The organism is Pseudomonas sp. WS 5146, from assembly GCF_012985495.1.
In the GTDB taxonomy this organism is placed as follows: domain Bacteria; phylum Pseudomonadota; class Gammaproteobacteria; order Pseudomonadales; family Pseudomonadaceae; genus Aquipseudomonas; species Aquipseudomonas edaphica.
This window is the reverse complement of the sequence record NZ_JAAQWL010000004.1, coordinates 406,937-432,350: the sequence shown is the minus strand read 5'-3', so window position 1 is coordinate 432,350 and position 25,414 is coordinate 406,937. Positions and strand designations below refer to the sequence as shown.

Here is a 25,414-nt window from a genome sequence, read left to right as displayed (position 1 = left end):
AAATTGCTGCCCCGCGCTGAAAAAACGGCTGAGGCTGCAAACAGTAAAGTCTGACAGTGCCCTGCGTGAAGGCGCCGCATTATAACCAGCGTTCTGCCCTTGGGGGGTACTGCGCCGGTGGTTGTAGGACGCGGGTTCGCTGGCGGTGGAGGAAAAATCTGCTAACAATGCACACGGTGCGTATAACGGCAGCTACGCCATAATGCGCGCCGAGATAAGAGGAGCATCTAATGAGCAGCACTGCACAAACTGCTGAAGGCGAAAAAATTCTCATCGTTGACGACGATCCGGGGCTGAGCAGCCTGCTGGAACGTTTTTTCAACTCCAAGGGCTACCGTGCCCGCGCGGTGCCGAACACCGAGCAGATGGACCGCCTGTTGGGGCGCGAAGTGTTCAACCTGGTCGTACTCGACCTGATGCTGCCCGGCGAAGACGGCCTTACCGCCTGCAAGCGCCTGCGCGGTGCGAACAACCAGATCCCCATCATCATGCTGACCGCCAAGGGCGATGAGCTGAGCCGCATCAAGGGCCTGGAACTGGGCGCTGATGACTACCTGGCCAAGCCGTTCAACCCTGACGAGTTGATGGCTCGGGTCAAGGCCGTATTGCGTCGCCAGGCACCGCCGGTACCGGGCGCGCCAGGCAGCGAAGACGAGAGCGTCACCTTTGGCGAATACGAGCTGTCACTGGCGACCCGCGAACTCAAGCGTGGCGAAGAAGTGCACATGCTGACCACCGGCGAGTTCGCCGTGCTCAAGGCATTGGTGATGAATGCTCGCCAGCCGTTGACCCGCGACAAGTTGATGAACCTGGCCCGTGGCCGCGAATGGGACGCCCTGGAGCGCTCCATCGACGTGCAGATCTCGCGTCTGCGCCGGATGATCGAGCCGGACCCGGCCAAGCCGCGGTACATCCAGACGGTGTGGGGCGTGGGTTATGTGTTTGTGCCGGATGGCACTGCAACCAAGTGACCGATGACTTGCAGGGGCGGGCATCCCGGCGTTTGACTCCATGAGGGTCGACGGGATGCCCGGCGTCTGCAATTCTGCGAGCGCCGCTCGTTCCTGCAAGGTGTTTAGCTGTCTCCTATGAAAACCCCGTTGTGGTTCCCGCAAAGTTTCTTCTCTCGCACCCTTTGGCTGGTGCTGATCGTCGTTCTGTTTTCCAAGGCGCTCACGCTGGTTTATCTATTGATGAACGAAGACGTGCTGGTAGACAGGCAGTACAGCCACGGTGTCGCCCTGACACTGCGTGCCTACTGGGCCGTTGACCCTGAAAACCGCGAAAAGGTAGCAAAGGCTTCGACGCTGATTCGAGTCGACGGCGCTGGTGTGCCCGAAGGTGAGCAGCATTGGCCTTACAGCGAGATTTATCAGCGTCAGATGCAGGCTGAGCTGGGAGAGGACACCGAGGTGCGCCTGCGCATGCATGTTTCACCTGCACTCTGGGTCAGGGCTCCGAGTCTGGGAGATGCCTGGATCAAGGTGCCCCTTTACCCCCATCCGCTGCGCGGGCAAAAAATCTGGAACGTGTTGGGCTGGTTCCTGGCCATCGGTTTACTTTCAACCGCTTCCGCGTGGATTTTCGTCCGACAGCTCAACCAACCGCTTAAACGCCTGGTGTTTGCCGCCCGCCAACTCGGGCAGGGGCGCAGTGTGCGCCTGCCGATCAGCGATACGCCCAGTGAGATGACCGAGGTGTACGGTGCCTTCAACCAGATGGCGGAGGATGTCGAACAGGCCGGGCGCGAACGCGAGCTGATGCTGGCGGGCGTGTCCCATGACTTGCGCACGCCGCTCACGCGTTTGCGGCTGTCCCTGGAGTTGATGGGCAACCATAACGACCTGACCGACGACATGGTGCGCGACATCGAGGACATGGACGCGATTCTCGATCAGTTCCTGGCGTTTATCCGCGATGGCCGTGATGAGGTGGTGGAGGAAGTCGACCTCACGGACCTGGTGCGTGAGGTGGTGGCGCCCTACAACCAGAATGGCGAACAGGTGCGCATGCGCCTGGAGCCGATCCAGCCGTTTGCATTGCGTCGGGTGTCGATGAAGCGCCTGTTGAACAACCTGATCGGCAACGCCTTGCATCACGCGGGTTCAGATGTGGAAGTGGCCGCCTATGTGTCCGGCGACAGCACGGCGCCCTATGTGGTGTTGAGCGTGATGGACCGTGGTACGGGCATCGACCCGGCGGAGCTGGAAGGTATTTTCAACCCATTCACCCGTGGCGACCGTGCGCGGGGCGGCAAGGGTACGGGGCTGGGGCTGGCGATTGTGCGGCGAATTGCTTCGATGCATGGCGGCAATGTTGAGCTGCGCAACCGCGAAGAAGGCGGCCTGGAAGCGCGGGTGCGCTTGCCGCTGGGCTTGATGCTGCCAAGGGATGCGGTCTAAAAAACAACAGCAACCCAATGTGGGAGCTGGCTTGCCTGCGATAACGGTGTATCAGTTAACAAATGGGTTGCTGACCCACCGCTATCGCAGCGATGCGGCGACCCGACAAGCCAGCTCCCACAGGTTTTTTCGGTGGGTGGAAGGCCGGGTTGTATCAGCCCTTGCCCTTGGTCCGGGTCATATTCGGCCCACCATTCTTCTCCAAATGCTGAATGATGATCCCCGCCACATCCTTGCCGGTGGTGGTCTCGATCCCTTCCAGGCCCGGTGATGAGTTTACCTCCATCACCAGCGGGCCGTGGTTGGAGCGCAGGATATCCACGCCCGCCACTGCCAGGCCCATCACTTTGGCGGCCCGCAGCGCGGTCATGCGCTCTTCCGGGGTGATCTTGATCAGGCTGGCACTGCCGCCACGGTGCAGGTTGGAGCGGAACTCCCCTGGCTTGGCCTGGCGCTTCATGGCTGCGATCACCTTGTCGCCGACCACGAAGCAGCGGATATCCGCACCGCCGGCTTCCTTGATGTATTCCTGCACCATGATGTTCTGCTTGAGGCCCATGAACGCCTCGATCACCGACTCGGCGGCAGTCGCCGTCTCACACAGCACCACGCCGATACCTTGGGTACCTTCGAGCACCTTGATCACCAGCGGTGCGCCGTTGACCATCTCGATCAGGTCGGGGATGTCATCGGGGGAGTGGGCAAAGCCGGTCACCGGCAGGCCGATACCCCGGCGCGACAGCAATTGCAGGGAGCGCAGCTTGTCCCGCGAACGGGCGATGGCTACCGACTCATTGAGCGGGAACACGCCCATCATTTCAAACTGGCGCAACACCGCGCAGCCGTAGAACGTCACCGAAGCGCCGATCCGCGGGATCACCGCATCAAAGCCTTCCAGCGGTTTGCCCCGGTAGTGGATCTGCGGCTTGTGGCTGGCAATGTTCATATAGGCACGCAACGTGTCGATCACCACCATTTCATGGCCACGTTCGGTGCCGGCCTCGACCAGGCGGCGGGTGGAATACAGACGCGGGTTTCGCGACAGCACAGCAATCTTCATGCAGCACCTGGGGCAGAAATAGTAGAGACCGGGAACACCGGCTTGTCTTGAACGTACTTGACGCCGGGGTTGACCACCAACTGGCCGTCAATCAGCGCCTTGGAGCCCAGCAACAGGCGGTAACGCATGGCCTTGCGACAGGCCAGGGTGAATTCCACCCGCCATACTCGGTCACCCAGTGCCAGGGTGGTGCTGATTACATACCGCACCTGCGCATGGCCGTTGGAGCTCTTGATAGTTTTCATCGTCACCAGGGGCGCTTCGCAGCGACGATGGCGCAATTGCACCACGCTGCCCAGGTGCGCAGTGAAGCGCACCCACTTCTCACCGTCGCGCTCAAAGGGCTCGATATCGGTGGCGTGCAGGCTCGAGGTGCTGGCACCGGTGTCGATCTTCGCGCGCAGGCCAGCCACTCCCAGGTCGGGAAGGGCCACCCACTCGCGCAGACCCACAACGGTCAAATGGTCAAATGTCTTCAATATGGGTAACCGGTCAGTTCGCCCAGGCCTGAGGGGAAACCTCGGCCAGGGCTTTGAATGCAGGCCTGGCGAACCAGTAGCCCTGCATCAGAAATATTCCGCAGTCGGACAGAAAGTCGCGCTCGCCGGCACTTTCGATACCTTCGGCAATGACAGTAACGCCCAACTGCTCACAGATTGTGACAATCCCCTGGACAATAACCTGCCGGACACGATCCTGGTCTACATCGCGAATCAGCGCCATGTCGAGTTTGATCAAGTCGGGTTGGAAATCGGCCAGCAGGTTCAGCCCCGAATAGCCGGCGCCGAAGTCATCGATGGCGGTCTTGAAGCCGAATTCGCGGTATTCACGCAGAATATTGGTCAAATGGCGATAGTTATCTACATGCTCGTTTTCAAGGGTTTCGAAAATCAACCGATCCAGCGGGAAATTATGCGCACGGGCCGACTCCAGCGTGCTGCGAATGCACAGCTCCGGCCGGTACACGGCATTGGGCATGAAGTTGATCGAAAGATAGCTTTGCATTCCCAACGCGGCGGCCCCCGCAATCGCCTGAGTACGGCAGCGTTGGTCAAAGCGATAACGGTTGCTGTCGTTGACCTGGTCCAGCACCGACAACGCCCCTTCACCGTGAATACCGCGCACCAATGCTTCGTGGGCAAAAATCGACCGGTCGCGAAGGTCTACGATAGGCTGGTAGGCGAAGGAAAAATCGAAACCCAAGTCTTCGCTTTGCTGGCAACCTACGCAACGCTGGTTGGGCGAGGTGAGTGAGGTGGGAAAGTCGGTCACAGCGTATCCTCGCGAAAACAGGGGGTGTCTGGCGTATCTTAGGTGAGGCTTGGGATTTATGCGTTGAAGGGGTTCAACGGTAAAGTTGCGACATTTTTCAGAGCGAGGAATTCAAGTGGCTCAAAAGCAGGAAGAGGAAGAAAAGGTCCGTTTGGACAAGTGGTTGTGGGCGGCGCGTTTTTATAAAACCCGTGCCCTGGCCAAGGCGGCCATCGAGAGCGGCAAGGTGCACCATCGCGGCGAGCGCTGCAAGCCGGGCAAGGAACCGCGCGTCGGAGACGAGCTGCAGATTCGTACAGGTTTTGACGAAAAGACTGTGGTGGTGCAGGCACTGTCTGTCGTGCGTCGTGGCGCGCCTGAGGCGCAGGCGTTGTATGCCGAAACCGAAGCCAGCATCGCAAAGCGCGAAAATGCGGCGGCTATGCGTAAGGCTGGCGCAACCGGCATGACCACCGACGGCAAGCCGAGCAAGAAGCAGCGGCGTGATCTGTTCAAGTTTCGCGGCAGCGGCAATGATGATTGACACGGATCTCCCTTCAAAAGGAGATCAACAATGTGGGAGCTGGCTTGCCTGCGATAGCGGTGGGTCAGTGACTGAGAGGGTGGCTGACCCCCCGCTATCGCAGGCAAGCCAGCTCTCACATTAGGGCTGCGGTGTTACGCGGCTATGCGCATGACACTCAACCGCCCGATGACTGGCAGCTTCCCGAGCAACCCGAAAACCGGCGCCGTCACCCGTATCAGCAACCCCGACACTTTCGCCGCAAACGGCGTGTAATACCCCCACCCCAACGCCAGCAACGCCAGCAGCACTCCGCCGATGTAGTCGTCCTGGCCCCAATGTGCGCCCGCCACCAGCCGCGGCATCATGAACAACAATGCCAAGCCCCAGATCACCACTACTTGGGTGAAACGCTGGGCAAACACCGTCATGAACATGCCCCAGATCAGCAGAACCGACGCATGATCGCCCGGGAAGCTCTGGCTGGAACGATCCTTCAACTCCCAGGTTTTCTCCAGGCCCGGGAAATAATCGCTCATATGAATCGCGCCGCTGATCACCATCGACGGGCTGTTGTGCTGCCAGCCCATTTGCGCCGTGAGCTTGGAAAACAGCATACGGATAAATAGCAACAGCAGCAGAATGCTGAGGAAACCGAAGAATGCCTGTCGCACCTGAATGGCCTTGAACACCCAGTCGCCGCGAATCAGCAGTGCCAGCAAAATCACCCCAACCACGGCATCAAACGGTCGCAAACTGGCCACCGCCCACACATGCAACCATGTCGAATTGCTTGCCAATGGGTCATTAAGCAGATGAAACAGCCATTCGTCGAAAACCACACACAGCATCTGTCCCGTGGGCCACAGCCAAAAACACAGCAGCCCGATAGCGACTAGATTGCAAAAGGCCCACCCCCGGAGGTTCCACCTGGCTTGGAACAAACCCGGATTGTTCATAAACTGTCCCTCTTCGCTCTGTAAAAACGCACCAAAAAGGTGCCAAAGCGTTTAATTCTATAAACCTTGTAACCAATTTGTCATCAATTCAGATACCCAGACCTATGACTGATCTACCGGATACCGACTTCACCCAACGCTTCATCTTCGATGAGAACGACGCCCGCGGCGAACTGGTCTCGCTGGAGCGCAGCTATGCCGAAGTCCTTGCCAAGCACCCCTATCCGGAGCCGGTTGCGCAGCTGCTCGGTGAGCTGATGGCGGCGGCCTCGCTGCTGGTAGGCACCATGAAGTTCGATGGTTTGCTGATCTTGCAGGCCCGTTCCGAAGGCCCGGTGCCGATGTTGATGATCGAGTGCTCCAGCGAGCGCGAAATCCGTGGCCTGGCCCGTTACGAAGCCGACCAGATCGCCCCGGACGCGACCTTGTCAGACCTGATGGCCAATGGCGTGCTGGCGATCACCGTCGACCCCACCGAAGGCCAGCGTTACCAGGGCATCGTCGACCTCGACGGCGAAACCCTATCGGACTGTTTCACCAACTATTTCGTGATGTCCCAGCAGGTCGGCACCAAATTCTGGCTCAACGCTGACGGCAAGCGCGCCCGTGGCCTGCTGCTTCAGCAATTGCCGGCTGATCGCATCAAGGACGACGATGAGCGCACCGACAGCTGGCGCAAACTGACCGCCCTGGCCGGCACCCTGACGGCTGAAGAACTGCTGGGCCTGGATAACGAAACCATCCTGCATCGCCTTTACCACGAAGAAGCCGTGCGCCTGTTCGACGCCCAGGGCCTGCGCTTCCGTTGCAGTTGTTCACGTGAGCGCTCGGCCAACGCCTTGGTTAGCCTGGGCCTGGAAGATGCGCAGCAATTGGTGGTGGAACATGGCGGCAATATCGAGATCGACTGCCAATTCTGCAACCAGCGCTACCTGTTCGATGCGGCCGATGTAGCCCAATTATTCGCCGGCGCAGGCATCGACACCCCCTCCGACACCCGCCACTAAAACGTTTAAGCACAGGTAAATCACCTGACAAACGCCGGATTAGCGCAGTTCTGACGGGAGGACCCTACTCTTTTTGGGCTTTTCTGGCATAATCCGGCCCACTTTTTTCGCGGTAGTAGTGCGCAACTTTCTACTACAAAACGTTTGGAGCACTCGGCCATAGGCCGACGGGGAACCTCATGACGCAAGCCAATAACGCCGTATACACCGATCTGAGTGTTGACGATCTGGTCAAAGAAGCCCTGCAGCGCGGTGAAGGCGTGCTTGCCGATACTGGCGCGCTGGTCGTAGAAACCGGTCACCGCACCGGTCGTTCGCCGGTTGACCGTTTCATCGTTGAAGAGCCTTCCACCCAGGACGCAATTGCCTGGGGCCCGATCAACCGCAAGTTCCCGGCCGACAAGTTCGATGCCCTGTGGGCTCGCGTCGAGGCATTCAACAACGCGCAAGAGCATTTCGTTTCCCATGTTCACGTAGGGGCTGCAGAAGACCACTACCTGGCCGTGAAAATGACCACCCAGACTGCCTGGCAGAACCTGTTCGGTCGTTGCCTGTTCATCAACCCGGCCCAGTACAACCCAGCCGGCCGTGATGAGTGGCAAGTGCTTAACGTCGCCAACTTCGAATGCGTGCCAGAGCGTGACGGCACCAACTCCGATGGTTGCGTGATCCTCAATTTCGCACAGAAAAAAGTGCTGATCGCCGGCATGCGTTACGCCGGTGAAATGAAAAAAGCCATGTTCTCGGTGCAGAACTTCCTGCTGCCGGCCGCCGACGTGCTGCCAATGCACTGCGCCGCCAACATCGGCGAAGCCGGCGACGTGACTCTGTTCTTCGGTCTGTCGGGCACCGGTAAAACCACCCTGTCGGCTGACGAAAGCCGTTACCTGATCGGTGACGATGAACACGGCTGGGGCGAAGGCGTGGTGTTCAACATCGAAGGCGGTTGCTATGCCAAGTGCATCGACCTCTCCGAGAAGAACGAGCCGGTAATCTGGAAAGCCATCAAGCACGGCACCGTGCTTGAAAACGTGGTGATCGACGATGCCAAGCACGCCGACTACACCAACGTCAGCCTGACCCAGAACAGCCGCGCCGCCTACCCGCTGGAGCACGTTGCCAAGCGTTCCGAGAAGAACCTGGGCGGCGAGCCAAACGCTGTGATCTTCCTGACCTGTGACCTGACCGGCGTACTGCCGCCCGTCTCGATCCTCAGCGAAGAACAAGCGGCCTACCACTTCCTGTCCGGCTACACCGCTTTGGTGGGCTCGACCGAAATGGGTTCGGGCAGCGGCATCAAGTCGACCTTCTCCACCTGCTTCGGCGCGCCGTTCTTCCCACGCCCAGCCGGTGAATACGCAGAACTGCTGATCAAGCGTGTGCGCGGCTTCGGCTCCAAGGTCTACCTGGTCAACACCGGCTGGACCGGCGGCGGCTACGGTGTCGGCAAGCGCTTCAACATCCCGACCACTCGCGGCGTGATCGCAGCGATCCAGAGCGGCGCGTTGATCGGTGCACAAACCGAACACCTCGACACCATCAACCTCGACGTGCCTTTGGCCGTACCGGGCGTTGATACCGGCCTGTTGAACCCACGTAACACCTGGGCTGACAAGGCTGCCTACGACGAAGCGGCGAAAGCGCTGGCTGGTCTGTTCATCGAGAACTTCAAGAAGTTTGAAGTGAGCGATGCGATCAAGGCGGCCGGGCCTAAGTTGTAAGGTTCGGTTGTTGTGAAAAAGCCGCCCTCCGGGGCGGCTTTTTTGTGGGCGACAGGTTAGATGGCGATATGCAAAACCACGGCGCCGACCAGCACTAATGCAACGCCCAGCACCTGCACCGCCGACAACCGCTCCTTGAAAAACACATACCCCAGAATCGCCGCAATCCCGCCGGACAATGTACTGATCACCGTCACCACCGAAACCGAGCCCGCCATCGCGCCCCAGGAAAACGCCGAGAACCCGCCGAGGTTCATCAGGCTCGCACCGGTCAAGGTTGCGCAGTTTTTCAACGGCGGGATCTTCAGGCCGTCCTTGATCTTCAGCACCATCACCACCAGCACGCACAGGCCCACCAGGTAACCCAGCCACAACATGGTGATCGGCCCCAGCGCCGGCAGCGTGTAGCGACCTTGCAACCAGAAGCTGGTGCCGTACAGCAAGGCGGCGAGCATGGCGTAGGCGATGGACTGGCGCGGGTTGTTGTGGGGCGTGCCGTTGTCCTTGTGGATGCTGGACAGGATCACGCCGATTACGCACAGGCCGATGCAGCCGAGTTGGATCAGGTTGATGTGTTCGCCGCTGGCCCAGGACAGCAGGGTGGTGACTACGCCGTAAGAGGTCACCAATGGCGCGACGATGGCGGCTTTGCCCAGGGCGAAGGCCTTGGACAGTGCCAGCGCGCCGGAGACGGTGAGCAGGGCGGCGGTGATGCCCAGGAACCAGACGCTCAACGGGGCATTCAGGGATTTGAACAGGAAAGCCGGGAAGATCACCAGCAACAGCGTCATGATCAAAAAGCCAAGAGCTTGGCCGAAATACACCGCGCGTTTAACGCCCACGGCTCGGGCGTTGAGGCCCACGAGAAAGTCCGTGCCGCCCCAGAGCAGGGCGGCCAGCAGGCCCATTATTACGTCCATGTAAGGTCCTTGTTGTTGTGTCAGCAACTTCAGTGTGGGAGCCGGGCTTGTCGAATCGTCGCACCGCCGCGATTCAGGCGACTCGGTCTGTCAGTAATACCGAGGTGATGCCATCGCAGGCAAGCCAGCTCCCACACCGGTATTCGGTGGTCTTGGGATCAGCTCAAGTTTTCCAGGGTTTGCGTATCCCAACTATGGGTCTTGATCGCCAGGTAGAGCATGCCGATGGTCAGCGGCACCTTATCGCCCCGGCCCTTGGCGCGGCGCTTGAGGAACACATCGAACACCGGCGGTTTGAAGTAACGATAAGCATCGTAGTCGCCCAAGTCGAGGGCAAACTCTTGCTCCATCGCTTCCATCAATTGCTTGGCCTCGGCGCCGTCGCAGCCGAGCTCGAGGTTGATCGAGGTTTCGAGGCGCAGGGTCTTGTGCTTCGGCAGGCCGATTTCTTCGTGCAACAGTTGCAGAAGCTGCTGCATCACGGGGTCTTCGGGGAAGTTGGGGGCCAGGTTCATGGTGGGGGCACGCAGGAGTGGGTGGGGGGGAGGATTGCGTTGGCGACGGAATTTGTTTCGGGTGAAAAAGAGACGGATGCCAATGATAAAGGCGAATGTCGGAAGACTGTCGAATTGTAATTCGCTCAGCCAGGAAGTGGCGACGATTAGAAGCATTGGTCCGGTGAGGATGAGGGCCAGTCCGAACCATTTTCTGAGCTCGGGATGCTTCAACTTACTATCGAGCAGGACAGTAAGGGCAATAAGAATGAGGAGCGAGCCCCAAGAGCTGTAGTCGACCATCGTTGAGTCCTTTCGATGTTCACGGTTTTTGCCGGGACAGTTGAGAGGTCACTAGTTTCGGTCATGTGAAGGGAGGTTATGTAGAGGGCTTGGCAGGTGTTTTGATCAGTTTGGGAAGAGGACTACACGGTGTTTGTCTGCTTCCCACAAAGCTTTCCGGCATTTGCGGTTTGACAGTGTTTTTTTTGGCAACACCCAGCCAATGTGGGAGCCGGGCTTGCCCGCGATGGCGGTGTGTCAGGCAATATTTCCCTGCCTGACACACCGCCATCGCGGGCAAGCCCGACTCCCACAGGTTTCCTGATCGTTCCCCCGCTCCTGCGTGGGAACGCCTCCCGTGACGCTCTGCGTCACCAATGCCCAAGCTTAAAGCCGTGCGCGGAGGTGGGACGCGGAGCGTCCCGGGCGGCATTCCCACGCAGAGCGTGCGGAACGATCAGTCAGAACGGCTTCAAGGGACGGCCATCGCCAATCCTACAGACGCGAAGCCGCATCCAGGTCCATCAACCCGCGTCCGTAGGCTTCGCTGTTGGCATAGATGCCCGTCCGATTGGCGGTGCTGAGCAAGCGTTCGCGAACCTGCTGCGGGGTCATTTTTTAGATCGTTCCCACGCTCCTGCGTGGGAATGCCTCCCGTGACGCTCTGCGTCACCAGTGCCCAAGCTTAAAGCCGTGCGCGGAGGTGGGACGCGGAGCGTCCCGGGCGGCATTCCCACGCAGAGCGTGCGGAACGATCAGTCAGAACGGCTTCAAGGGACGGCCATCGCCAATCCTACAGACGCGAAGCCGCATCCAGGTCCATCAACCCGCGTCCGTAGGCTTCGCTGTTGGCATAGATGCCCGTCCGATTGGCGGTGCTGAGCAAGCGTTCGCGAACCTGCTGCGGGGTCATTTTTTAGATCGTTCCCACGCTCCTGCGTGGGAATGCCTCCCGTGACGCTCTGCGTCACCAATGCCCAAGGTTAAAGCCGGGCGCGCGTGGTGGGACGCGGAGCGTCCCAGGCGGCATTCCCACGCAGAGCGTGAGGAACGATCAGTCAGGACGGGGTCATGGGACGGTCGTCGACAGACTGCATGGGGATCAACTGGGCATAGAGGGTGGATGCCTTGACGATAGGCAGTGCATTTGCGGAGAAGTATTCGGGCGTTTCAAAGGCATGCACGGCCAGTTGCTCGGAGGTGGGTTTCGGCGGCGTTGCACAGCCCATCAGCAGCAAGGGCATTGCGAGGAGCAAAGAAAACGGTGGCATGCGAGACATTCACGACTCCTTGTCGGGGCTTGTAATCAAGCGTGCTACTGTCTGCATTTTTGCGCGGTCTTGCTGGTTTTCTCTGTATCAGTTTGTAGCGTTTATCCCCGACCTTTTACTGATCGCTGGTCTATGTTTTTGACTCGTTCAGCGGTCAATGGAGTGACAGCTTATGCACAACACCCTCCAACAGGTCTTTGGTTACCCACAGTTTCGTTTGGGCCAGGAGGCCGCGATCAGCGCGGTGCTGGCCGGTCGTTCGGCTGCCGCTATTTTCCCCACTGGTTCCGGCAAGTCTTTGTGTTATCAGCTGTCGGCGGTGCTGTTGCCGCACCTGACGCTGGTGGTGTCGCCGCTGTTGGCGCTGATGCAGGACCAGTTGGGTTTCCTGCAACGCCATGGCATTTGTGCTGGCAGTATCGATTCGGCGCAGAGCCGTGAAGATGCCAATGAGGTGATGGCCCGCGCGCGTTCGGGTGAGTTGAAGATTTTGATGATTTCCGTGGAGCGCTTAAAGAACGAGCGCTTCCGTAACTTCCTGCAAAGCGTGCAGATTTCCTTGTTGGTGGTGGATGAGGCGCACTGTATTTCCGAATGGGGCCACAACTTCCGCCCGGACTATCTGAAGCTGCCGGACTACCAGCGCCAGTTCAATATCCCACAAGCGCTGCTGCTGACGGCTACAGCCACGCCCAAGGTGATTGCCGACATGCAGGCCAAGTTCGCCATTGCGCCGGATGATGTGATCACCACGGGCTTCTACCGGCCCAATCTCAACTTGTTGGTAGAGCCGGTGAGCGGCCACGACAAACGCCGGCGATTGGTCGAGTGGATGAGCGCGCGGGCCAATCAGCCGAGCATCGTTTACGTCACGTTGCAAAAAACCGCCGAGCAGATTGCCGAACACCTGAACCGCAATGGCATCCAGGCCGAGGCGTATCACGCCGGGTTGCCCCACGATAAACGCGAAGGTATCCAACAGCGTTTCATGGGCGGGCGCTCCAATTGCATTGTTGCCACCATCGCGTTCGGCATGGGCATCGACAAGAGTGATATTCGCAACGTGGTGCACTTCGACCTGCCCAAGTCTATCGAGAACTACAGCCAGGAAATCGGCCGCGCCGGGCGTGATGGACAGCCGTCCGATTGCCTGGTGCTGGCCAACCGCGACAGCCTCAATGTGCTGGAAAACTTTGTGTATGGCGATACGCCGGAGCAGGAGGGCATTCGCCGTGTACTGGAGGAGTTGCAGGCGGCGCGAAGCGAGGGCCAGTGGGAGTTCCTGCTGAGGTCGCTGTCGGACCACAGCAACATCCGCGAGCTGCCGCTCAAGACGCTGCTGGTGCAGTTGGAGCTCAAGGGTGTGATCGCACCGCGTTATGCGTTTTACGCCGAATACCGCTTCAAATACCTGATCGAGCCCGAGGCGTTGCTGGCGCGGTTTTCCGGCGAGCGGCAGCAGTTTGTCGCGGCGATCATCCAGGTATGTAAACGCGCCAAAACCTGGGCGACGGTGGATTTCGATGCGCTGTACCAACAGCACAATGCCGAGCGCAGCCGGGTGGTGAAGGCGCTGGACTACTTCCAGGAACAGGGCCTGATTGAGCTGGAAAGCAAGCAGATGACCGAGGTCTACAGCCTGCTCGATACCGACTTTGATCCACGGGTGCTGAGCGCCGAGTTATACACAGGCTTCAAGCACCATGAAGTGACGGAAGTGGCGCGGATCCACGCCATGCTCGAGCTTTTTGCTACCGAGCATTGCCTGGGGCAGCGTCTGGCCAAGTACTTTGGTGATGAAAATGCCCCTCAACGCTGCGGGCATTGTTCGGTATGCCACGGCCACGTCGCACATTTGCCGCCGCCGCCGAGTTTGCCGCCACTTGTGGATAAAAACTTCATGGGGCTGTGCGGTGATTTTATCCACAGGCATCATGAGCACACCATGAGCCTGCCAGAAGCGGAACGGCTGGCGCGGTTTCTCGGCGGTATCAGCGTGCCGCTGTTTACCAAGCTGAAGGCGCGGGGCATACCGGGTTTTGCTGCGCTGGAGGACTACCCATACGCCGAGGTGCGTGAGTGGGCGCAAGCCCACCTGAATGACCTGTAAACCCACTTTCCAGAGAACCGCCCATGCCTGACTCAATGCCGCAACGCGCCGACTACCGTCACTTCCAGCCGATCATCACGCGTTGGCACGACAACGATGTGTATGGCCATGTGAACAACGTCACTTATTACAGCTTTTTCGACACGGCGGTGAATACCTACCTGATTGAAGAAGGTGGGCTGGATATTCATGACGGTGAGGTGGTGGGGTTTGTGGTGAGTTCGGCGTGCGATTATTTTGCTTCGATCGCGTTTCCGGATCGGCTGGATATCGGCCTGCGGGTGGGCAAACTGGGTAACAGCTCGGTGCAATATGAATTGGCGGTGTTCAAGGCCGGCGAGGATGAAGCCTGTGCGGCGGGGCGCTTTGTGCATGTGTTTGTGGACCGGGCGTCGAACCAGCCGGTGGCGATTGCGGGGAAGTTGCGCGAGGCGTTGGAGCGGTTGGTGGTATGAGGCCCTTTTTCATGCAATGAAAGTCAAATGTGGGAGCTGGCTTGTCGGGTCGCCGCATCGCTGCGATAGCGGTGGGTCAGGACGCACATCTAACCCTGACCCACCGCTATCGCAGCGATGCGGCGACCCGGCAAGCCAGCTCCCACAGGGGGCCAGCTGTGTTCTTTAGAACTTACCGATGACGGTAGTGATGCTTGTTCTTGCGATGCCCATAGGCATGCCCGCGTCCACGGTGGTCATCACGGTCATAACGACGGTTGTCACGCCCGCGGTAGCGGCGGTCGTCGTCATCGCTCTTGTTGCCCATGTAGTTGCCCAGCGCGCCACCTGCACCACCGCCGGCTGCTGAGCCGACCAGTGCGCCGGTGCTGCCGCCCATGCTGCGGCCCACGACGTTGCCGCCGGCTGCGCCCAGTGCGCCACCAATGGCGGCTTCGCCACGGCTGCGTCTATCGGCACCCACCGCACTGCCGCCTGCGCCACCCAAGGCTGCGCCGATGGTGGAACCTGTGTTGCCGCCCAACTGCTGGCCGACAACCGAACCTAGAACCCCGCCCAATGCGCCGCCCACACCGGCTTCGGTGGTGCCACCGGCCATGGCTGCGCCACTGACCAGGCCAAGGGACAACAAGAGAATCGAGGAGAACTTCATAGAGAGACCTCAAGAGGATGACGGCGCGATCCTGAGGTTGTATCGAGGCGCTGACAATCGAAAACCGACCGGCGGTAGAGGTTGTATACAATTTGCTAAGTTGCTGTTTTGTATAGGGAACTTAAGTCGATTTTGTGAGTCTTTAGCTACTTCGGAAGGGCCGCTTTTATGCAAAAGCGGCTTTTTTTGTGCCTGAGTAAAACTGCCGGCATTGTTCTCTTGTGGCGAGGGAGCAAGCTCGCGCTGGGTTGCGCAGCGACCCCAACATTATTACGGGCGCTACGCACCCGAGCGGGAGCAAGCTCCCTCGCCACGAGGGACTCTGCTTAGGCTGAACGGGCCATGATCAAGCCACTGTCGCTCGCCGCTTCCAGGCAAATCGCCACGAACTTCGACGTCGGCGTATGGCTGCCATCCCCGGTGCTTTCCAGCGGCACCAGCGGGTTCACTTCCGGGTAGTACGCCGCCGCCTGGCCCGCCGGAATATCAAACGCCAGCAAGGTAAAGCCCTTCACGCGGCGCTCGCGGCCATCTTCCCACAGCGACACAATGTCAGCCTTCTGACCCGGCTTGAAGCCCAGGCGGATGATGTCGGCTTCGTTGACGAACAGCACGTCACGCTGGCCTTTGACCCCACGGTAGCGGTCGTCCAGGCCATAAATGGTGGTGTTGTACTGATCGTGGGAACGCATCGATTGCATGATCAGGTCCGGCACCCGCCCTGTGGCGTGGGTGCGTTCGTGGATCAGGTCTTTGGGCAGCACGTTCGGACGGAAATTGGCGCGGCCCGACGGCGTGTTCCAGCGGCGTGCACCGGCGGAGTTGCCCAGGTAGAAACCGCCTGGGTGTTTGATGCGTTCGTTGAAGTCCTTGAAGCCTGGGATAGTATCGGCGATCAAGTCGCGGATGCGCCCGTAGTCGGCCACCAGCCAGTTCCAGTCCACCGGCTTGCTGCCCAACGTGGCGGCGGCGATCCCGGCCAGAATCGCCGGCTCGGACTTCATCAGCTTCGACAGCGGCTGCAACTGGCCATTGGAGCCGTGCACCATGCTGAACGAGTCTTCCACTGTCACGGCTTGCGGGCCGTCGGCCTGGATATCGATGTCGGTACGGCCCAGGCACGGCAGGATCAGCGCGTCTTTGCCGTGCATCAGGTGGCTGCGGTTGAGTTTGGTGCTGATCTGCACTGTCAGGTCGCAACTGCGCAGGGCTTCAAAGGTGCGCGGGCTGTCTGGCGTGGCTTGGGCGAAGTTGCCGCCCAGGCCGATAAACACCTTGGAGCGGCCTTCGAGCATGGCGTGGATCGCTTCGACCACGTTGTGGCCATTGGTACGCGGCACCTGGAACTGGAAGCGGCGCTCCAGCGAATCCAAAAACGCCACCGGCGGGCGTTCGTTGATGCCCATGGTGCGGTCGCCCTGCACGTTACTGTGGCCGCGCACCGGGCACAGCCCAGCGCCTGGGCGGCCGATGTTGCCGCGCAGCAGCATCAGGTTGGCGATTTCCTGGATGGTCGGCACCGAATGGCGATGCTGGGTAATGCCCATCGCCCAGCACATGATCACGTTTTTGCCTTTGGCGTACATGCGCGCCGCTTGCTCGATCTCGACCAGGGTGAGGCCGGACTGCGCGACGATTTCATCCCATGGGGTGTCGTCGATCTGGCCCAGGTACTCCAGCACGTTGACGCTGTGTTCATTGAGGAAGTCGTGGTCGAACACCGCCGCTTTGCCTTCGGCCTGGGCCTGGCGTTCCCACAGCAGCAGGAACTTGGCCATGCCGCGCAGGATGGCCATGTCGCCACCCAGTGCCGGGCGGAAGTACGCGGTGTTGGTCGGTTTGTCGCCGTTGGTGAGCATTTCCAGCGGGTGTTGTGGGTGCTGGAAGCGTTCCAGGCCACGCTCTTTGAGCGGGTTGATGCACACCACCTGGGCGCCACGTTTTACCGCTTCGCGCAGCGGCTCAAGCATGCGCGGGTGGTTGGTGCCGGGGTTCTGGCCCCAGACGAAAATCGCATCGGCATGTTCGAAGTCATCAAAGGTCACGGTGCCTTTGCCTACGCCCACACTTTGCGCCAGGGCGACGCCGCTGGCTTCGTGGCACATGTTCGAGCAGTCCGGGAAATTGTTGGTGCCGTAGGCGCGCACAAACAGCTGGTACAGGTACGCTGCTTCGTTGCTGGCCCGGCCCGAGGTGTAGAACTCGGCCATGTCCGGGCTTGGCAGGGCGTTGAGGTGCTTGCCGATCAGGTCAAAGGCGGCATCCCAGCTGATGGCTTTATAGCGATCGGTCTCGGCGTCGTAGCGCATCGGCTCGGTCAGGCGGCCCTGGTATTCCAGCCAGTAGTCACTCTGCTCCAGCAGTGCAGTCACGCTGTGCTTGGCGAAGAAGGCCGCGTCCACACGGCGCTTGGTGGCTTCCCAGTTGACCGCCTTGGCGCCGTTCTCGCAGAACTTGACCATGCCGCTTTCCGGCGAGTCGCCCCAGGCGCAGCCAGGGCAGTCGAAACCGCCGTTCTGGTTGGTCTTGAGCATCATGCGCAGGTTTTTCATGGCGTTGTCGCTGGTCAGCCAGGCCTGCGCCACGCTGATCAGTGCGCCCCAGCCGCCGGCCGGGCCTTTGTAAGGCTTGTAGCGCGGAGTCGGGGTTTGGTCGGCTTGGTGATGCAGGCTCATGGCTGGTTCTCCATCGCAGGGCTGTAGACCCGCGGCGCACTTTTCTGCGGCAGGTGGATGAGATTGAGGTTGTGCCGGCGCGCCCATTGCAGGGCCAGGCCGGTGGGCGACGACAGGCTGACCAGGGTCTGGATGCCTGCGCGCAACACTTTTTGAATCAATTCGAGGCTGCAGCGGCTGGTGACAATGGCCAGGCCGCCGTCGGTCGGAATTTTTTGGCGGATCAGCGCGCCGATCAATTTATCCAGGGCGTTATGCCGGCCGATGTCTTCGCGGCCCATCAGCAACTCGCCCTGGTTATTCATAAAGATCGCCGCATGCACCGCGCCGCTGTACTGGCCCAAGGGCTGAAACGCGCTGATGCGTTGGCGCAGGCCGTCGAGCCATTCGGCGGGCGGCAAGGGCGCACCGGGCAGCACTTGCAGGTCCGGCAAGGCTTGTTCTACGGCCTCTACGCCGCACAGGCCGCAGCCGCTGGTGCCGGCCAACTGGCGGCGTTGCTGCTTGAGGTTCCAGAAGGCCCGGCTGGAAATCTGTACGTGAGCGTATTGGGCAGATCCCGTGCCGCTGAGTTTTAGATCATAAATATCGCTAACGTCGGCGATAATGCCGCTGCCGATGCTGAAGCCGACGATAAAGTCTTCCAAGTCGGTGGGCGTCACCAGCATCACCGCCTGGCTGATGTCGTTGTAGGCAATCGCCAACGCCACTTCTTCGGCCAATGCAGTGCTGGCAATTTCAGTGTGTTCCAGATTGCAAAACTGGTAGCTCTGGCTGGCGGCCGGCGCGGGCGTTTCGAGGGCAGGCGCCGCGCAGACTGGGCGCTTGGCGTTCATGGGGCAGTACCACCGAGGGAATGATCAATGTTTAGACTAGGCGCGACAAAGGGTCGCGTCTAATCGGCTGTACTGATCTATTGATAGATGGCGTCGATCAAGGCGCGTGTTGCGGGCTTATTCCTGCCAGCGCGCAGGCTAGCGTGTTTGGGTCTTTGGCGTGCCTGGAACCCAAGACTGCAGGACTGGTCTAGTCTTGGGCATCTGGAACTTAAACCCCAAGGAGAGCGCACCATGAGTATTTTTAGCTTTGTTAAGGAAGCAGGCGAGAAGTTGATTGACCTGTTGACGCCGGGTAATGCCAATGCTGGCGAAGAGTTGAAAAAGCATATCGAAGCGGTAGGGCTGGGTAACCCGAACGTTCACGCCACCGTAGACGGTGACAAGGTGACGATCACCGGTGAAGTTGCCAGTCAGGAAGAGAAAGAAAAAATCCTTCTGGCGGCGGGTAATATCGCCGGTGTTGCCAGCGTGGATGACCAGATTACTGTGTCCGGCCCCGCGGTCACGGCCGCTCGTTTTGTTGTGGTGAAGAAAGGCGACACCCTCAGCGCGATTTCCCTGGCGGTGTACGGCAATGCCAACCAGTACAACAAAATCTTCGAGGCCAACAAGCCGCTGCTTAAAGATGTAAACAAAATTTACCCAGGCCAGACACTGCGTATTCCTGAGTAATACACAGGCATAACTGTGGGAGCAGGTATATGTGGGAGCTGGCTTGCCTGCGATAGCATCACCTCGGTATCACTGATACACCGAGGTGCCTGCATCGCGGGCAAGCCCAGCTCCCACACTGGCCAGCTCCCACATTCACATTCCCACATTTACATTAGAGCCCGGCAATCAGATCTCTGTAATCATCGACTGCCGCAAACTCCCCTGTGTCCTTTGGCCCCTTCTTGCTGTCCGGCTCTTTGACCGCCAGCAAATGCCCCACGCCAAACTCGCGCGCACTGCGCAGGATCGGCAAGGTGTCATCAATAAACAGGCTGCGGGCCGGGTCGAACTGGATGTCGGCTTGCAACGCATCCCAGAATTGCCGGTGTTCCTTGGCGAACCCGTAGTCGTGGGAACTGATCAACCGCTCGAAATACGGCGCCAGTTCAATGCGCTCCAACTTCAATGACAGCGAATCACGATGGGCGTTGGTGATCAAAATCACACGCTTGCCGGCCTGTTTGATTGCCGCCAGAAAGGTGTTCGCGTCCGGGCGCAGGGCGATCAGGTGGGCGGTTTCCAGTTTGAGTTCGCGCACCGGAATGTTCAGCTCGGCACTCCAGAAATCCAGGCAATACCATTGCAACTGTCCGGCGTTACGCTCGAACAGCGGCTGCAACTCCATGTCGGCCATGGCCCGGCTCACCCCGTGCAAATCGGCGTAACGCTGGGGCAGGTGCTCCATCCAGAAGTGGTTGTCGAAGTGCAGGTCGAGCAAGGTGCCGTCCATGTCCAGCAGGACGGTGTCGATGGCGTGCCAGGGCAAAGAGGGCATGGGGCGTTCTCATGTAAGTAAAGATATCCGACACAGACAATCGGAAAAGCCACGGTATAGTAACCCGATCACGCCAAGGAGCCGCTTATGCGCCAGAAACCCACCGTCCTCGCCCGCGAAATAGTCGCCAGTAGCCGTTTGTTCCGCGTGGAGGAAGTGCAATTGCGCTTTTCCAATGGCGTTGAACGGACCTACGAGCGCCTGGTAGGCCGCGGTGCCGGTTACGGCGCGGTGATGATCGTGGCGATGATCGATGCCGACCACGCGTTGCTGGTGGAAGAGTACTGCGGCGGTACCGACGAATATGAATTGTCGTTGCCCAAGGGCCTGATCGAACCTGGCGAGGACGTACTGGCGGCGGCCAACCGCGAGCTCAAGGAGGAGGCCGGTTATGGCGCGCGCCAGTTGGAGCACATTACCGAACTGTCCTTGTCGCCTGGCTATATGAGCCAGAAAATCCAGGTGGTGCTGGCCACCGAGCTGTATGAAGAGCGCCTGGAAGGCGATGAACCTGAGCCGATGCGTGTGGAGCGCGTCAACCTGCGCGAGCTGTCGATGCTGGCGCAAAACGAGCAGTTCAGTGAAGGCCGTGCATTGGCGGCCCTGTATTTGGTACGAGACCTGTTGACCCAGCGTGGAGCTTTTGTCGCATGAGCGAACTGTTTTTAGGCCATCCGTTTATTGCCCCTGTGATCGAGCTGGCACGCCAGGCAGGTGAAGTCATCCTGCCGTATTGGCGCGCGGACGTAGCGGTCACCGCCAAGGCGGATGATTCACCGGTGACGGCGGCCGACCTGGCGGCTCACCATCTGATCCTGGCGGGCCTTACCGCTCTGGACCCGAGCATCCCGGTGCTGTCCGAAGAAGACGCCGATATCGACCAGAACGTGCGTGCCGGCTGGCAGCGCTGGTGGTTGGTGGACCCGCTGGATGGCACCAAGGAGTTTATTTCCGGCAGCGAAGAATTTACCGTCAACATTGCGTTGATCGAGCAAGGCCGCGTGGTGTTTGGCGTGGTGTCGATGCCCACCAGTGGCCGTTGCTACTTCGGTGGCGCGGGCCTGGGCGCGTGGCGCTCGGACGTGAGTGAGGCGCCCAAGCAGATCCAGGTACGCCAGACCCCAGCGGCCGGTGAGGCCTTTACCGTGGTTGCCAGCCGCCGCCATAGCAGCCCGGAACAGGAACGCCTGCTCAGTGGCTTGAGCGAAGGTTTGGGTGAGCTGAAATTGGCGAATATCGGCAGCTCGCTGAAGTTCTGCCTGTTGGCCGAAGGCAGTGCCGATTGCTACCCGCGTCTGGCGCCGACGTCGCAGTGGGACACGGCCGCAGCCCAGGGTGTGCTGGAAGGGGCGGGTGGTGAGGTGTTGGAGTTGAGTGGTGCGCCGTTCAGCTATCCGGCGCGGGCTTCGTTGTTAAACCCGTTCTTTCTGGCGTTGCCGGCCAAGGCAGCGTGGCGCGAGCGCCTGCTGACCCTGGCCCGTTCTTAAGGCCACAACAGGTCAAAATGTGGGAGCTGGCTTGCCTGCGATAGCGGTAGATCAGTCACTAATGAGGTGACTGTAAGACCGCTATCGCAGGCAAGCCAGCTCCCACAGTTGGTTTTGTGTTGTGACGGTTAGCGGTGCAGGACGTATTGGCCAGTGAAGGCTACAGCCCGCTCCTCACTGCCCTCATTCACAATCCACGTCTCCAACGCCAACCGCGCCCGGCCATAGCGTTTGTACGTCGCCACAAAGCGCTTCCACACTTTGTCTTCCGGCGCCGCGCAAATAGCGATCGCATCCTGAGTCACCGGCAGTGGATAACTGATCTGCCCTTCCTGAATCACGATATGCCCGTCTTCGACACCTTCTTCGCGCAGTTTCAGGTGCAGCCAACCCCAACCCGCCAATACGGCGCCGCAATAGAGGCTGCCGCCAAACATGGTGCTCTTGTGGTTGATATTGGCCTGTAAGGGCAGGTGCAGCTGCAGTTGGCTGTGTTGCCAGCCGAGCACCTTGAGGCCCATTTCCCGGGTGAGGGGGATGTCGTGGTGAAGGATCGATTCCAGGTAGCGGCTGTCGCGGTTCATGGCGGTCTCTTGGCGGGTCATTCGTCGTCGGCGCTGTGGCTGGCGCTGTCGGCGAAGTTCAGGCCGTGCTTGCGCAGTTTGTCGTGCAGGGTTTTGCGCGGGAGGCCCAGGGCTTCGGCGAGGCTGCGCACCGAGCTGTGGGGGCGGGTCAGCTCGGCGGCGATCAGGCTTTTTTCGAACTGCTCGACCTGATCGCTCAAACCGCCAGAGGTTGACGTCAGCACGCCCGCGGCGGGGTTGTCCGCCGTGGCGTCCAGTGCCAGTTCGAGCCCAAGGGCAAAGCGCTCGGCTGCATTTTGCAGTTCGCGCACATTGCCCGGCCAGCTGTGGCGCAACAGCAGGGCACGTTGGCCCGGTTGCAGCTCGTGCAACGGCAGGCCGTGGCGGCTGCTGGCTTCGTCGGCAAAATGCTGGAACAACATCAGTGCGTCTTCACCGCGCTCGCGCAGTGGCGGAATGCGCAGCGGCGCGACGTTGAGACGGTAGTACAAGTCGGCCCTGAAGCGTCCCTGGTCGGCGGACTGGCGCAGGTCTTCCTTGGTGGCGGCGATGATGCGGATATCCAGCGGGATCAGCTGATTGCCACCCAGACGCTCGACCACTCGCTCCTGCAACAAACGCAGCAATTTGACCTGCACATCCAGGCTCATGCTTTCGATTTCATCGAGGAACAGCGTGCCGCCATTGGCGAACTCGAACTTGCCGATGCGGCGTTTCTGCGCGCCGGTAAAGGCGCCCGGCTCATGGCCGAACAGTTCGCTTTCGACCACCGATTCTGCCAGGGCGCCGGCGTTGATCGCCACAAAAGGCCCACTGCGGCGGCTCGACAGGTCATGGAGGGCGCGGGCCACCACTTCTTTGCCGGCGCCGGTTTCGCCGAGGATCAACACATCGGCGCGGGTTGCCGCCAGGGCGCCGATCTGCTCGCGCAAGCGCAGCATCTGCGGCGAATGCCCGACCAGGCGCGTGCTCAGTTGCTGGCGATCACTGAGGGCCAGGCGCAGGCTGCGGTTATCCAGCACCAGGCGGCGCAGGGCCAACGCGCGGCGCACACTGTCGAGCAGGGCATCACTGGCGAACGGTTTTTCGAGGAAGTCATAGGCCCCGGCGCGCATGGCTTGCACCGCCAGCGGCACATCGCCGTGGCCGGTTATCAGCAGCACCGGCAAGTCCGGGTCCTGGCCGTGCAGTTCAGCCAGCAGCTCCAGGCCGTCCATGCCGGGCATGCGGATATCGCTGACCACCACGCCCGGCCAATCGCGGGACAGGCGCGCCGTGAGGCCCGTGGCTTCGCCCAGAGTCAGGACTTTCAGCCCGGCCAGGTCCAGGGTCTGGCACAGAGCCTGACGCAAGTGTGGATCGTCGTCGATCAACACCACCTGGATCTGGTTATCGATACTCATACACTGCGGTCCTCGGACGGTTGCAGACTCACGCCCGGCGAGCCGGCACGCAATTTCAGGGTTAACAGTGCGCCGCCTTCCTTGTGGTTGGCGAACAACAATTCGCCGCCAAAGGCACGCATCAAGGTGTCACAGATCGCCAGGCCCAACCCCAAACCCTGGGTGCGGGTCTTGGTGGTGTAGAACGGCTCGCTGGCGCGGCCCAGGGCTTCCATGCAAAAACCTGGGCCGTTGTCGCGAATGTACAGGTTGACGCCCTGTTCGGTGGTTTGGGCACTCAGCCACAGTTTGCGCGGCGGGCCTTTTTCGGTGAGGGCGTCGAGGGCGTTGGCCAGCAGGTTGCCGAGCACCTGGCGCAGGCGGGTTTCGCCGGCTTGCACCCACAAGGTCGCCTCGGGCAAGTCGCGGATCAACTCGACTTCCATCGAGCGCCGCCGTTTGGCCAGCAACGCCAGGGCATCGTCGAGTGCCGGTTGCAGGGCTACGCTTTCCGGGGCGTGGCGGTCGCGGCGGGCGAAGGCGCGCAAGTGCGCGATGATCGAGGCCATGCGCCCGGTCAGTTCGCTGATCAGCTTGAGATTGCCACGGGCGTCGTTGGTACGTTCGTGGTCGAGCAGGATCTCGGCGTTTTCCGCGTAGCTACGGATCGCCGCCAGCGGCTGGTTGAGTTCGTGGCTGATACTCGCCGACATGGTGCCCAGCGCCGACAGCTTGCCGGCCTGCACCAGGTCATCCTGGGCGCGCACCAGTTCCTGCTGGGCGTGCTCACGCTCCAGCACCTCCTGTTTGAGGCGGCGGTTAAGGCCTTCGAGGTCGCTGGTGCGCTCGATCACACGCGCTTCCAGTTCGCGGCGGGCCTTGGCTTCGAAGGCGATGCGCTCCAGGTAGTGGCGACGGCGCTGCATCATCAAACCCAGCAGCAACATCAGCACCAACAGCGTCGCGCCGCCAACGGCCACTACGGTGCGCACCGGGCGATTGATCAGCGAGCGCGGTGCAAGAATTTCCACGGTCCAGCCGGTCTCGGCGATGGCCGTGGATTGGCGCAGCCACGCCGTGGTGCTCAACGCCAGCGGTTGCGGGTCGCGGGTCGGGTAGGGCTGGATGGCGATGATTGCCTGGCGCTCTTGCGCCGTGAGCGGCCGGGTCGCCCGGAAGCGCCATTGCGGGCGTGAGGTGAGGATGACCACGCCGTTGTGGTCGGTCACCAGCAGTTGCTCGGGGGTTTTGCCCCATAGGCTTTCGGTGTGGTCCAGGTCAACCTTCACCACCAGCACGCCAATTATTTTGGCGCCATCGCGCACAGCGGCGGCGAAGAAGTAGCCGCGTTTGGCCGAGGTGGTGCCCAGGCCGAAAAACCGTCCCAGGCGCCCGGCCATGGCTTCGCTGAAATAGGGCCGGAACGAGAAGTTACGGTCGACAAAACTGTCCTGCTTGTCCCAGTTGGAGGCGGCGAGGGTCTTGCCGGTGGTGTCCATCAGGTACATCACTTCCACCCCGGCCTGGGCGGCAACGTCCTTGAGCAGCAGGTTGGCGTTGGTCAGGTTGGCACTGACCTGCGGCGCATCCAGCGCGGTGCGCAGGGCCGGCAAGTCACCGAGGATCTGCGGCAGCACTTCATAGCGGTGCAGGGTGCCGAGGAGGTTGGCGACGTACAGGTCGAGGGTCTGACGGTTTTGCCCGGCGAGTTCGCTGCGGTAATAGCGCTCGGCCAGATGCTCCAGCGGCCACAGCAGCGGTGCCAGGCACAACGCCAATAAGGCGAGGCTGCGCCAGCGAGGTCTACGCGGGAGGGGTGGAGTCATGGGAGTCATGCGCCTGTGGGAACAG

At 60.5% G+C, this 25,414-nt stretch carries 24 protein-coding genes and 2 pseudogenes; 10 read left to right on the top strand and 16 right to left on the bottom strand.

Features of this window, described 5'->3' with window-relative positions:
* Positions 1 to 230: 230 nt before the first annotated feature.
* Together ompR and HBO41_RS14175 are read left to right on the top strand one after the other, a co-directional pair.
* Complete coding sequence (ompR, locus tag HBO41_RS14180; protein ID WP_017135366.1) at positions 231 to 971, top strand: two-component system response regulator OmpR; 741 nt, start codon at positions 231 to 233, stop codon at positions 969 to 971.
* A gap of 117 nt (positions 972 to 1,088) precedes the next feature.
* Positions 1,089 to 2,402: an ATP-binding protein gene (locus HBO41_RS14175; RefSeq protein WP_017135367.1), complete on the top strand. Its 1,314-nt coding sequence runs from the start codon at positions 1,089 to 1,091 to the stop codon at positions 2,400 to 2,402.
* Positions 2,403 to 2,556: 154 nt separating this feature from the next.
* Here HBO41_RS14175 and rimK read toward each other — a convergent pair whose 3' ends face one another.
* From rimK to HBO41_RS14160, 3 genes are read right to left on the bottom strand one after another with little or no spacing between them, the layout of a single operon-like run.
* Complete coding sequence (gene rimK, locus HBO41_RS14170) at positions 2,557 to 3,462, bottom strand: 30S ribosomal protein S6--L-glutamate ligase (protein ID WP_003171022.1); 906 nt, start codon at positions 3,460 to 3,462, stop codon at positions 2,557 to 2,559.
* Positions 3,459 to 3,923 (bottom strand): ATP-dependent zinc protease, encoded by a 465-nt coding sequence (locus HBO41_RS14165; protein ID WP_169986753.1) that lies wholly within the window; start codon positions 3,921 to 3,923, stop codon positions 3,459 to 3,461. Before HBO41_RS14165 ends, rimK begins: the two co-directional genes overlap by 4 nt.
* A gap of 31 nt (positions 3,924 to 3,954) precedes the next feature.
* Positions 3,955 to 4,734, bottom strand: coding sequence for an EAL domain-containing protein (locus HBO41_RS14160; RefSeq protein WP_169986658.1), 780 nt, complete (start codon positions 4,732 to 4,734; stop codon positions 3,955 to 3,957).
* Between the two features lie 115 nt (positions 4,735 to 4,849).
* On the opposite strand from HBO41_RS14160, the gene HBO41_RS14155 reads away from it, so the two are divergent.
* Positions 4,850 to 5,257 (top strand): RNA-binding S4 domain-containing protein, encoded by a 408-nt coding sequence (locus HBO41_RS14155; RefSeq protein WP_017135369.1) that lies wholly within the window; start codon positions 4,850 to 4,852, stop codon positions 5,255 to 5,257.
* Between the two features lie 134 nt (positions 5,258 to 5,391).
* Here the strand turns inward: HBO41_RS14155 and HBO41_RS14150 are convergent, their stop codons facing one another.
* Positions 5,392 to 6,195, bottom strand: coding sequence for a phosphatase PAP2 family protein (locus HBO41_RS14150; RefSeq protein ID WP_017135370.1), 804 nt, complete (start codon positions 6,193 to 6,195; stop codon positions 5,392 to 5,394).
* A gap of 104 nt (positions 6,196 to 6,299) precedes the next feature.
* On the opposite strand from HBO41_RS14150, the gene hslO reads away from it, so the two are divergent.
* Together hslO and HBO41_RS14140 are read left to right on the top strand one after the other, a co-directional pair.
* The gene (gene hslO, locus HBO41_RS14145) at positions 6,300 to 7,202 is read left to right on the top strand and encodes an Hsp33 family molecular chaperone HslO (protein ID WP_017135371.1); all 903 of its coding nucleotides are present in this window, start codon (positions 6,300 to 6,302) and stop codon (positions 7,200 to 7,202) included.
* 179 nt (positions 7,203 to 7,381) lie between these two features.
* Positions 7,382 to 8,923 carry a phosphoenolpyruvate carboxykinase gene (locus HBO41_RS14140; protein WP_017135372.1) on the top strand — a complete coding sequence of 514 codons (1,542 nt, stop codon included), beginning with the start codon at positions 7,382 to 7,384 and terminating at the stop codon, positions 8,921 to 8,923.
* Between the two features lie 56 nt (positions 8,924 to 8,979).
* Here HBO41_RS14140 and HBO41_RS14135 read toward each other — a convergent pair whose 3' ends face one another.
* The 5 genes and pseudogenes from HBO41_RS14135 to HBO41_RS14110 form a co-directional block, all read right to left on the bottom strand.
* Positions 8,980 to 9,843, bottom strand: a complete 864-nt coding sequence (locus HBO41_RS14135) for a DMT family transporter (protein WP_262380331.1) — start codon at positions 9,841 to 9,843, stop codon at positions 8,980 to 8,982.
* Positions 9,844 to 10,001: 158 nt separating this feature from the next.
* Positions 10,002 to 10,358, bottom strand: a complete 357-nt coding sequence (locus tag HBO41_RS14130; protein WP_017135374.1) for a DUF1493 family protein — start codon at positions 10,356 to 10,358, stop codon at positions 10,002 to 10,004.
* Between the two features lie 756 nt (positions 10,359 to 11,114).
* A pseudogene (locus tag HBO41_RS14125) lies at positions 11,115 to 11,237 on the bottom strand (serine protease); the annotation flags it as partial.
* Positions 11,238 to 11,412: 175 nt separating this feature from the next.
* Positions 11,413 to 11,535, bottom strand: a pseudogene (locus tag HBO41_RS14115) (serine protease); the annotation flags it as partial.
* Positions 11,536 to 11,677: 142 nt separating this feature from the next.
* The gene (locus HBO41_RS14110) at positions 11,678 to 11,899 is read right to left on the bottom strand and encodes a hypothetical protein (protein WP_138453849.1); all 222 of its coding nucleotides are present in this window, start codon (positions 11,897 to 11,899) and stop codon (positions 11,678 to 11,680) included.
* A 163-nt stretch (positions 11,900 to 12,062) separates the two neighbouring features.
* Between HBO41_RS14110 and HBO41_RS14105 the strand changes: the two genes are divergently transcribed.
* Both HBO41_RS14105 and HBO41_RS14100 read left to right on the top strand, forming a co-directional pair.
* A complete protein-coding gene (locus tag HBO41_RS14105) occupies positions 12,063 to 14,000 on the top strand; it encodes an ATP-dependent DNA helicase RecQ (protein WP_169986656.1) in 1,938 nt (645 codons plus the stop codon).
* Positions 14,001 to 14,023: 23 nt separating this feature from the next.
* Positions 14,024 to 14,455, top strand: a complete 432-nt coding sequence (locus tag HBO41_RS14100) for a thioesterase family protein (protein ID WP_138817299.1) — start codon at positions 14,024 to 14,026, stop codon at positions 14,453 to 14,455.
* 172 nt (positions 14,456 to 14,627) lie between these two features.
* Here the strand turns inward: HBO41_RS14100 and HBO41_RS14095 are convergent, their stop codons facing one another.
* The 3 genes from HBO41_RS14095 to fdhD all read right to left on the bottom strand — a co-directional run bounded on the left by HBO41_RS14095 (position 14,628) and on the right by fdhD (position 18,618).
* Positions 14,628 to 15,107: a YMGG-like glycine zipper-containing protein gene (locus HBO41_RS14095; protein WP_017135379.1), complete on the bottom strand. Its 480-nt coding sequence runs from the start codon at positions 15,105 to 15,107 to the stop codon at positions 14,628 to 14,630.
* Positions 15,108 to 15,433: 326 nt separating this feature from the next.
* Entirely contained in the window at positions 15,434 to 17,782 is a 2,349-nt protein-coding gene (locus tag HBO41_RS14090; RefSeq protein ID WP_169986654.1) for an FdhF/YdeP family oxidoreductase, read from the bottom strand.
* A complete protein-coding gene (gene fdhD, locus HBO41_RS14085) occupies positions 17,779 to 18,618 on the bottom strand; it encodes a formate dehydrogenase accessory sulfurtransferase FdhD (RefSeq protein ID WP_017135381.1) in 840 nt (279 codons plus the stop codon). The genes HBO41_RS14090 and fdhD overlap by 4 nt, the downstream gene beginning before the upstream one ends.
* A 234-nt stretch (positions 18,619 to 18,852) precedes the next feature.
* On the opposite strand from fdhD, the gene lysM reads away from it, so the two are divergent.
* The gene (lysM, locus tag HBO41_RS14080) at positions 18,853 to 19,293 is read left to right on the top strand and encodes a peptidoglycan-binding protein LysM (protein WP_017135382.1); all 441 of its coding nucleotides are present in this window, start codon (positions 18,853 to 18,855) and stop codon (positions 19,291 to 19,293) included.
* 154 nt (positions 19,294 to 19,447) lie between these two features.
* Here lysM and yrfG read toward each other — a convergent pair whose 3' ends face one another.
* On the bottom strand, positions 19,448 to 20,110 hold the full coding sequence (gene yrfG / locus HBO41_RS14075) for a GMP/IMP nucleotidase (protein ID WP_169986652.1): 663 nt from the start codon (positions 20,108 to 20,110) through the stop codon (positions 19,448 to 19,450).
* An 87-nt stretch (positions 20,111 to 20,197) separates the two neighbouring features.
* On the opposite strand from yrfG, the gene nudE reads away from it, so the two are divergent.
* Both nudE and cysQ read left to right on the top strand, forming a co-directional pair.
* Positions 20,198 to 20,764, top strand: a complete 567-nt coding sequence (gene nudE / locus HBO41_RS14070; protein WP_017135384.1) for an ADP compounds hydrolase NudE — start codon at positions 20,198 to 20,200, stop codon at positions 20,762 to 20,764.
* Positions 20,761 to 21,597 carry a 3'(2'),5'-bisphosphate nucleotidase CysQ gene (cysQ, locus tag HBO41_RS14065; protein ID WP_017135385.1) on the top strand — a complete coding sequence of 279 codons (837 nt, stop codon included), beginning with the start codon at positions 20,761 to 20,763 and terminating at the stop codon, positions 21,595 to 21,597. Before nudE ends, cysQ begins: the two co-directional genes overlap by 4 nt.
* 128 nt (positions 21,598 to 21,725) lie before the next feature.
* Here cysQ and HBO41_RS14060 read toward each other — a convergent pair whose 3' ends face one another.
* Genes HBO41_RS14060 through HBO41_RS14050 form a run of 3 tightly spaced genes read right to left on the bottom strand, consistent with a single transcriptional unit; the run spans position 21,726 to position 25,389 of the window.
* Positions 21,726 to 22,181 carry a thioesterase domain-containing protein gene (locus tag HBO41_RS14060; protein WP_017135386.1) on the bottom strand — a complete coding sequence of 152 codons (456 nt, stop codon included), beginning with the start codon at positions 22,179 to 22,181 and terminating at the stop codon, positions 21,726 to 21,728.
* 17 nt (positions 22,182 to 22,198) lie between these two features.
* Entirely contained in the window at positions 22,199 to 23,584 is a 1,386-nt protein-coding gene (locus HBO41_RS14055; protein ID WP_099549513.1) for a sigma-54 dependent transcriptional regulator, read from the bottom strand.
* Positions 23,581 to 25,389, bottom strand: a complete 1,809-nt coding sequence (locus HBO41_RS14050; protein ID WP_017135388.1) for an ATP-binding protein — start codon at positions 25,387 to 25,389, stop codon at positions 23,581 to 23,583. The genes HBO41_RS14055 and HBO41_RS14050 overlap by 4 nt, the downstream gene beginning before the upstream one ends.
* Between the last annotated feature and the right edge of the window lie 25 nt (positions 25,390 to 25,414).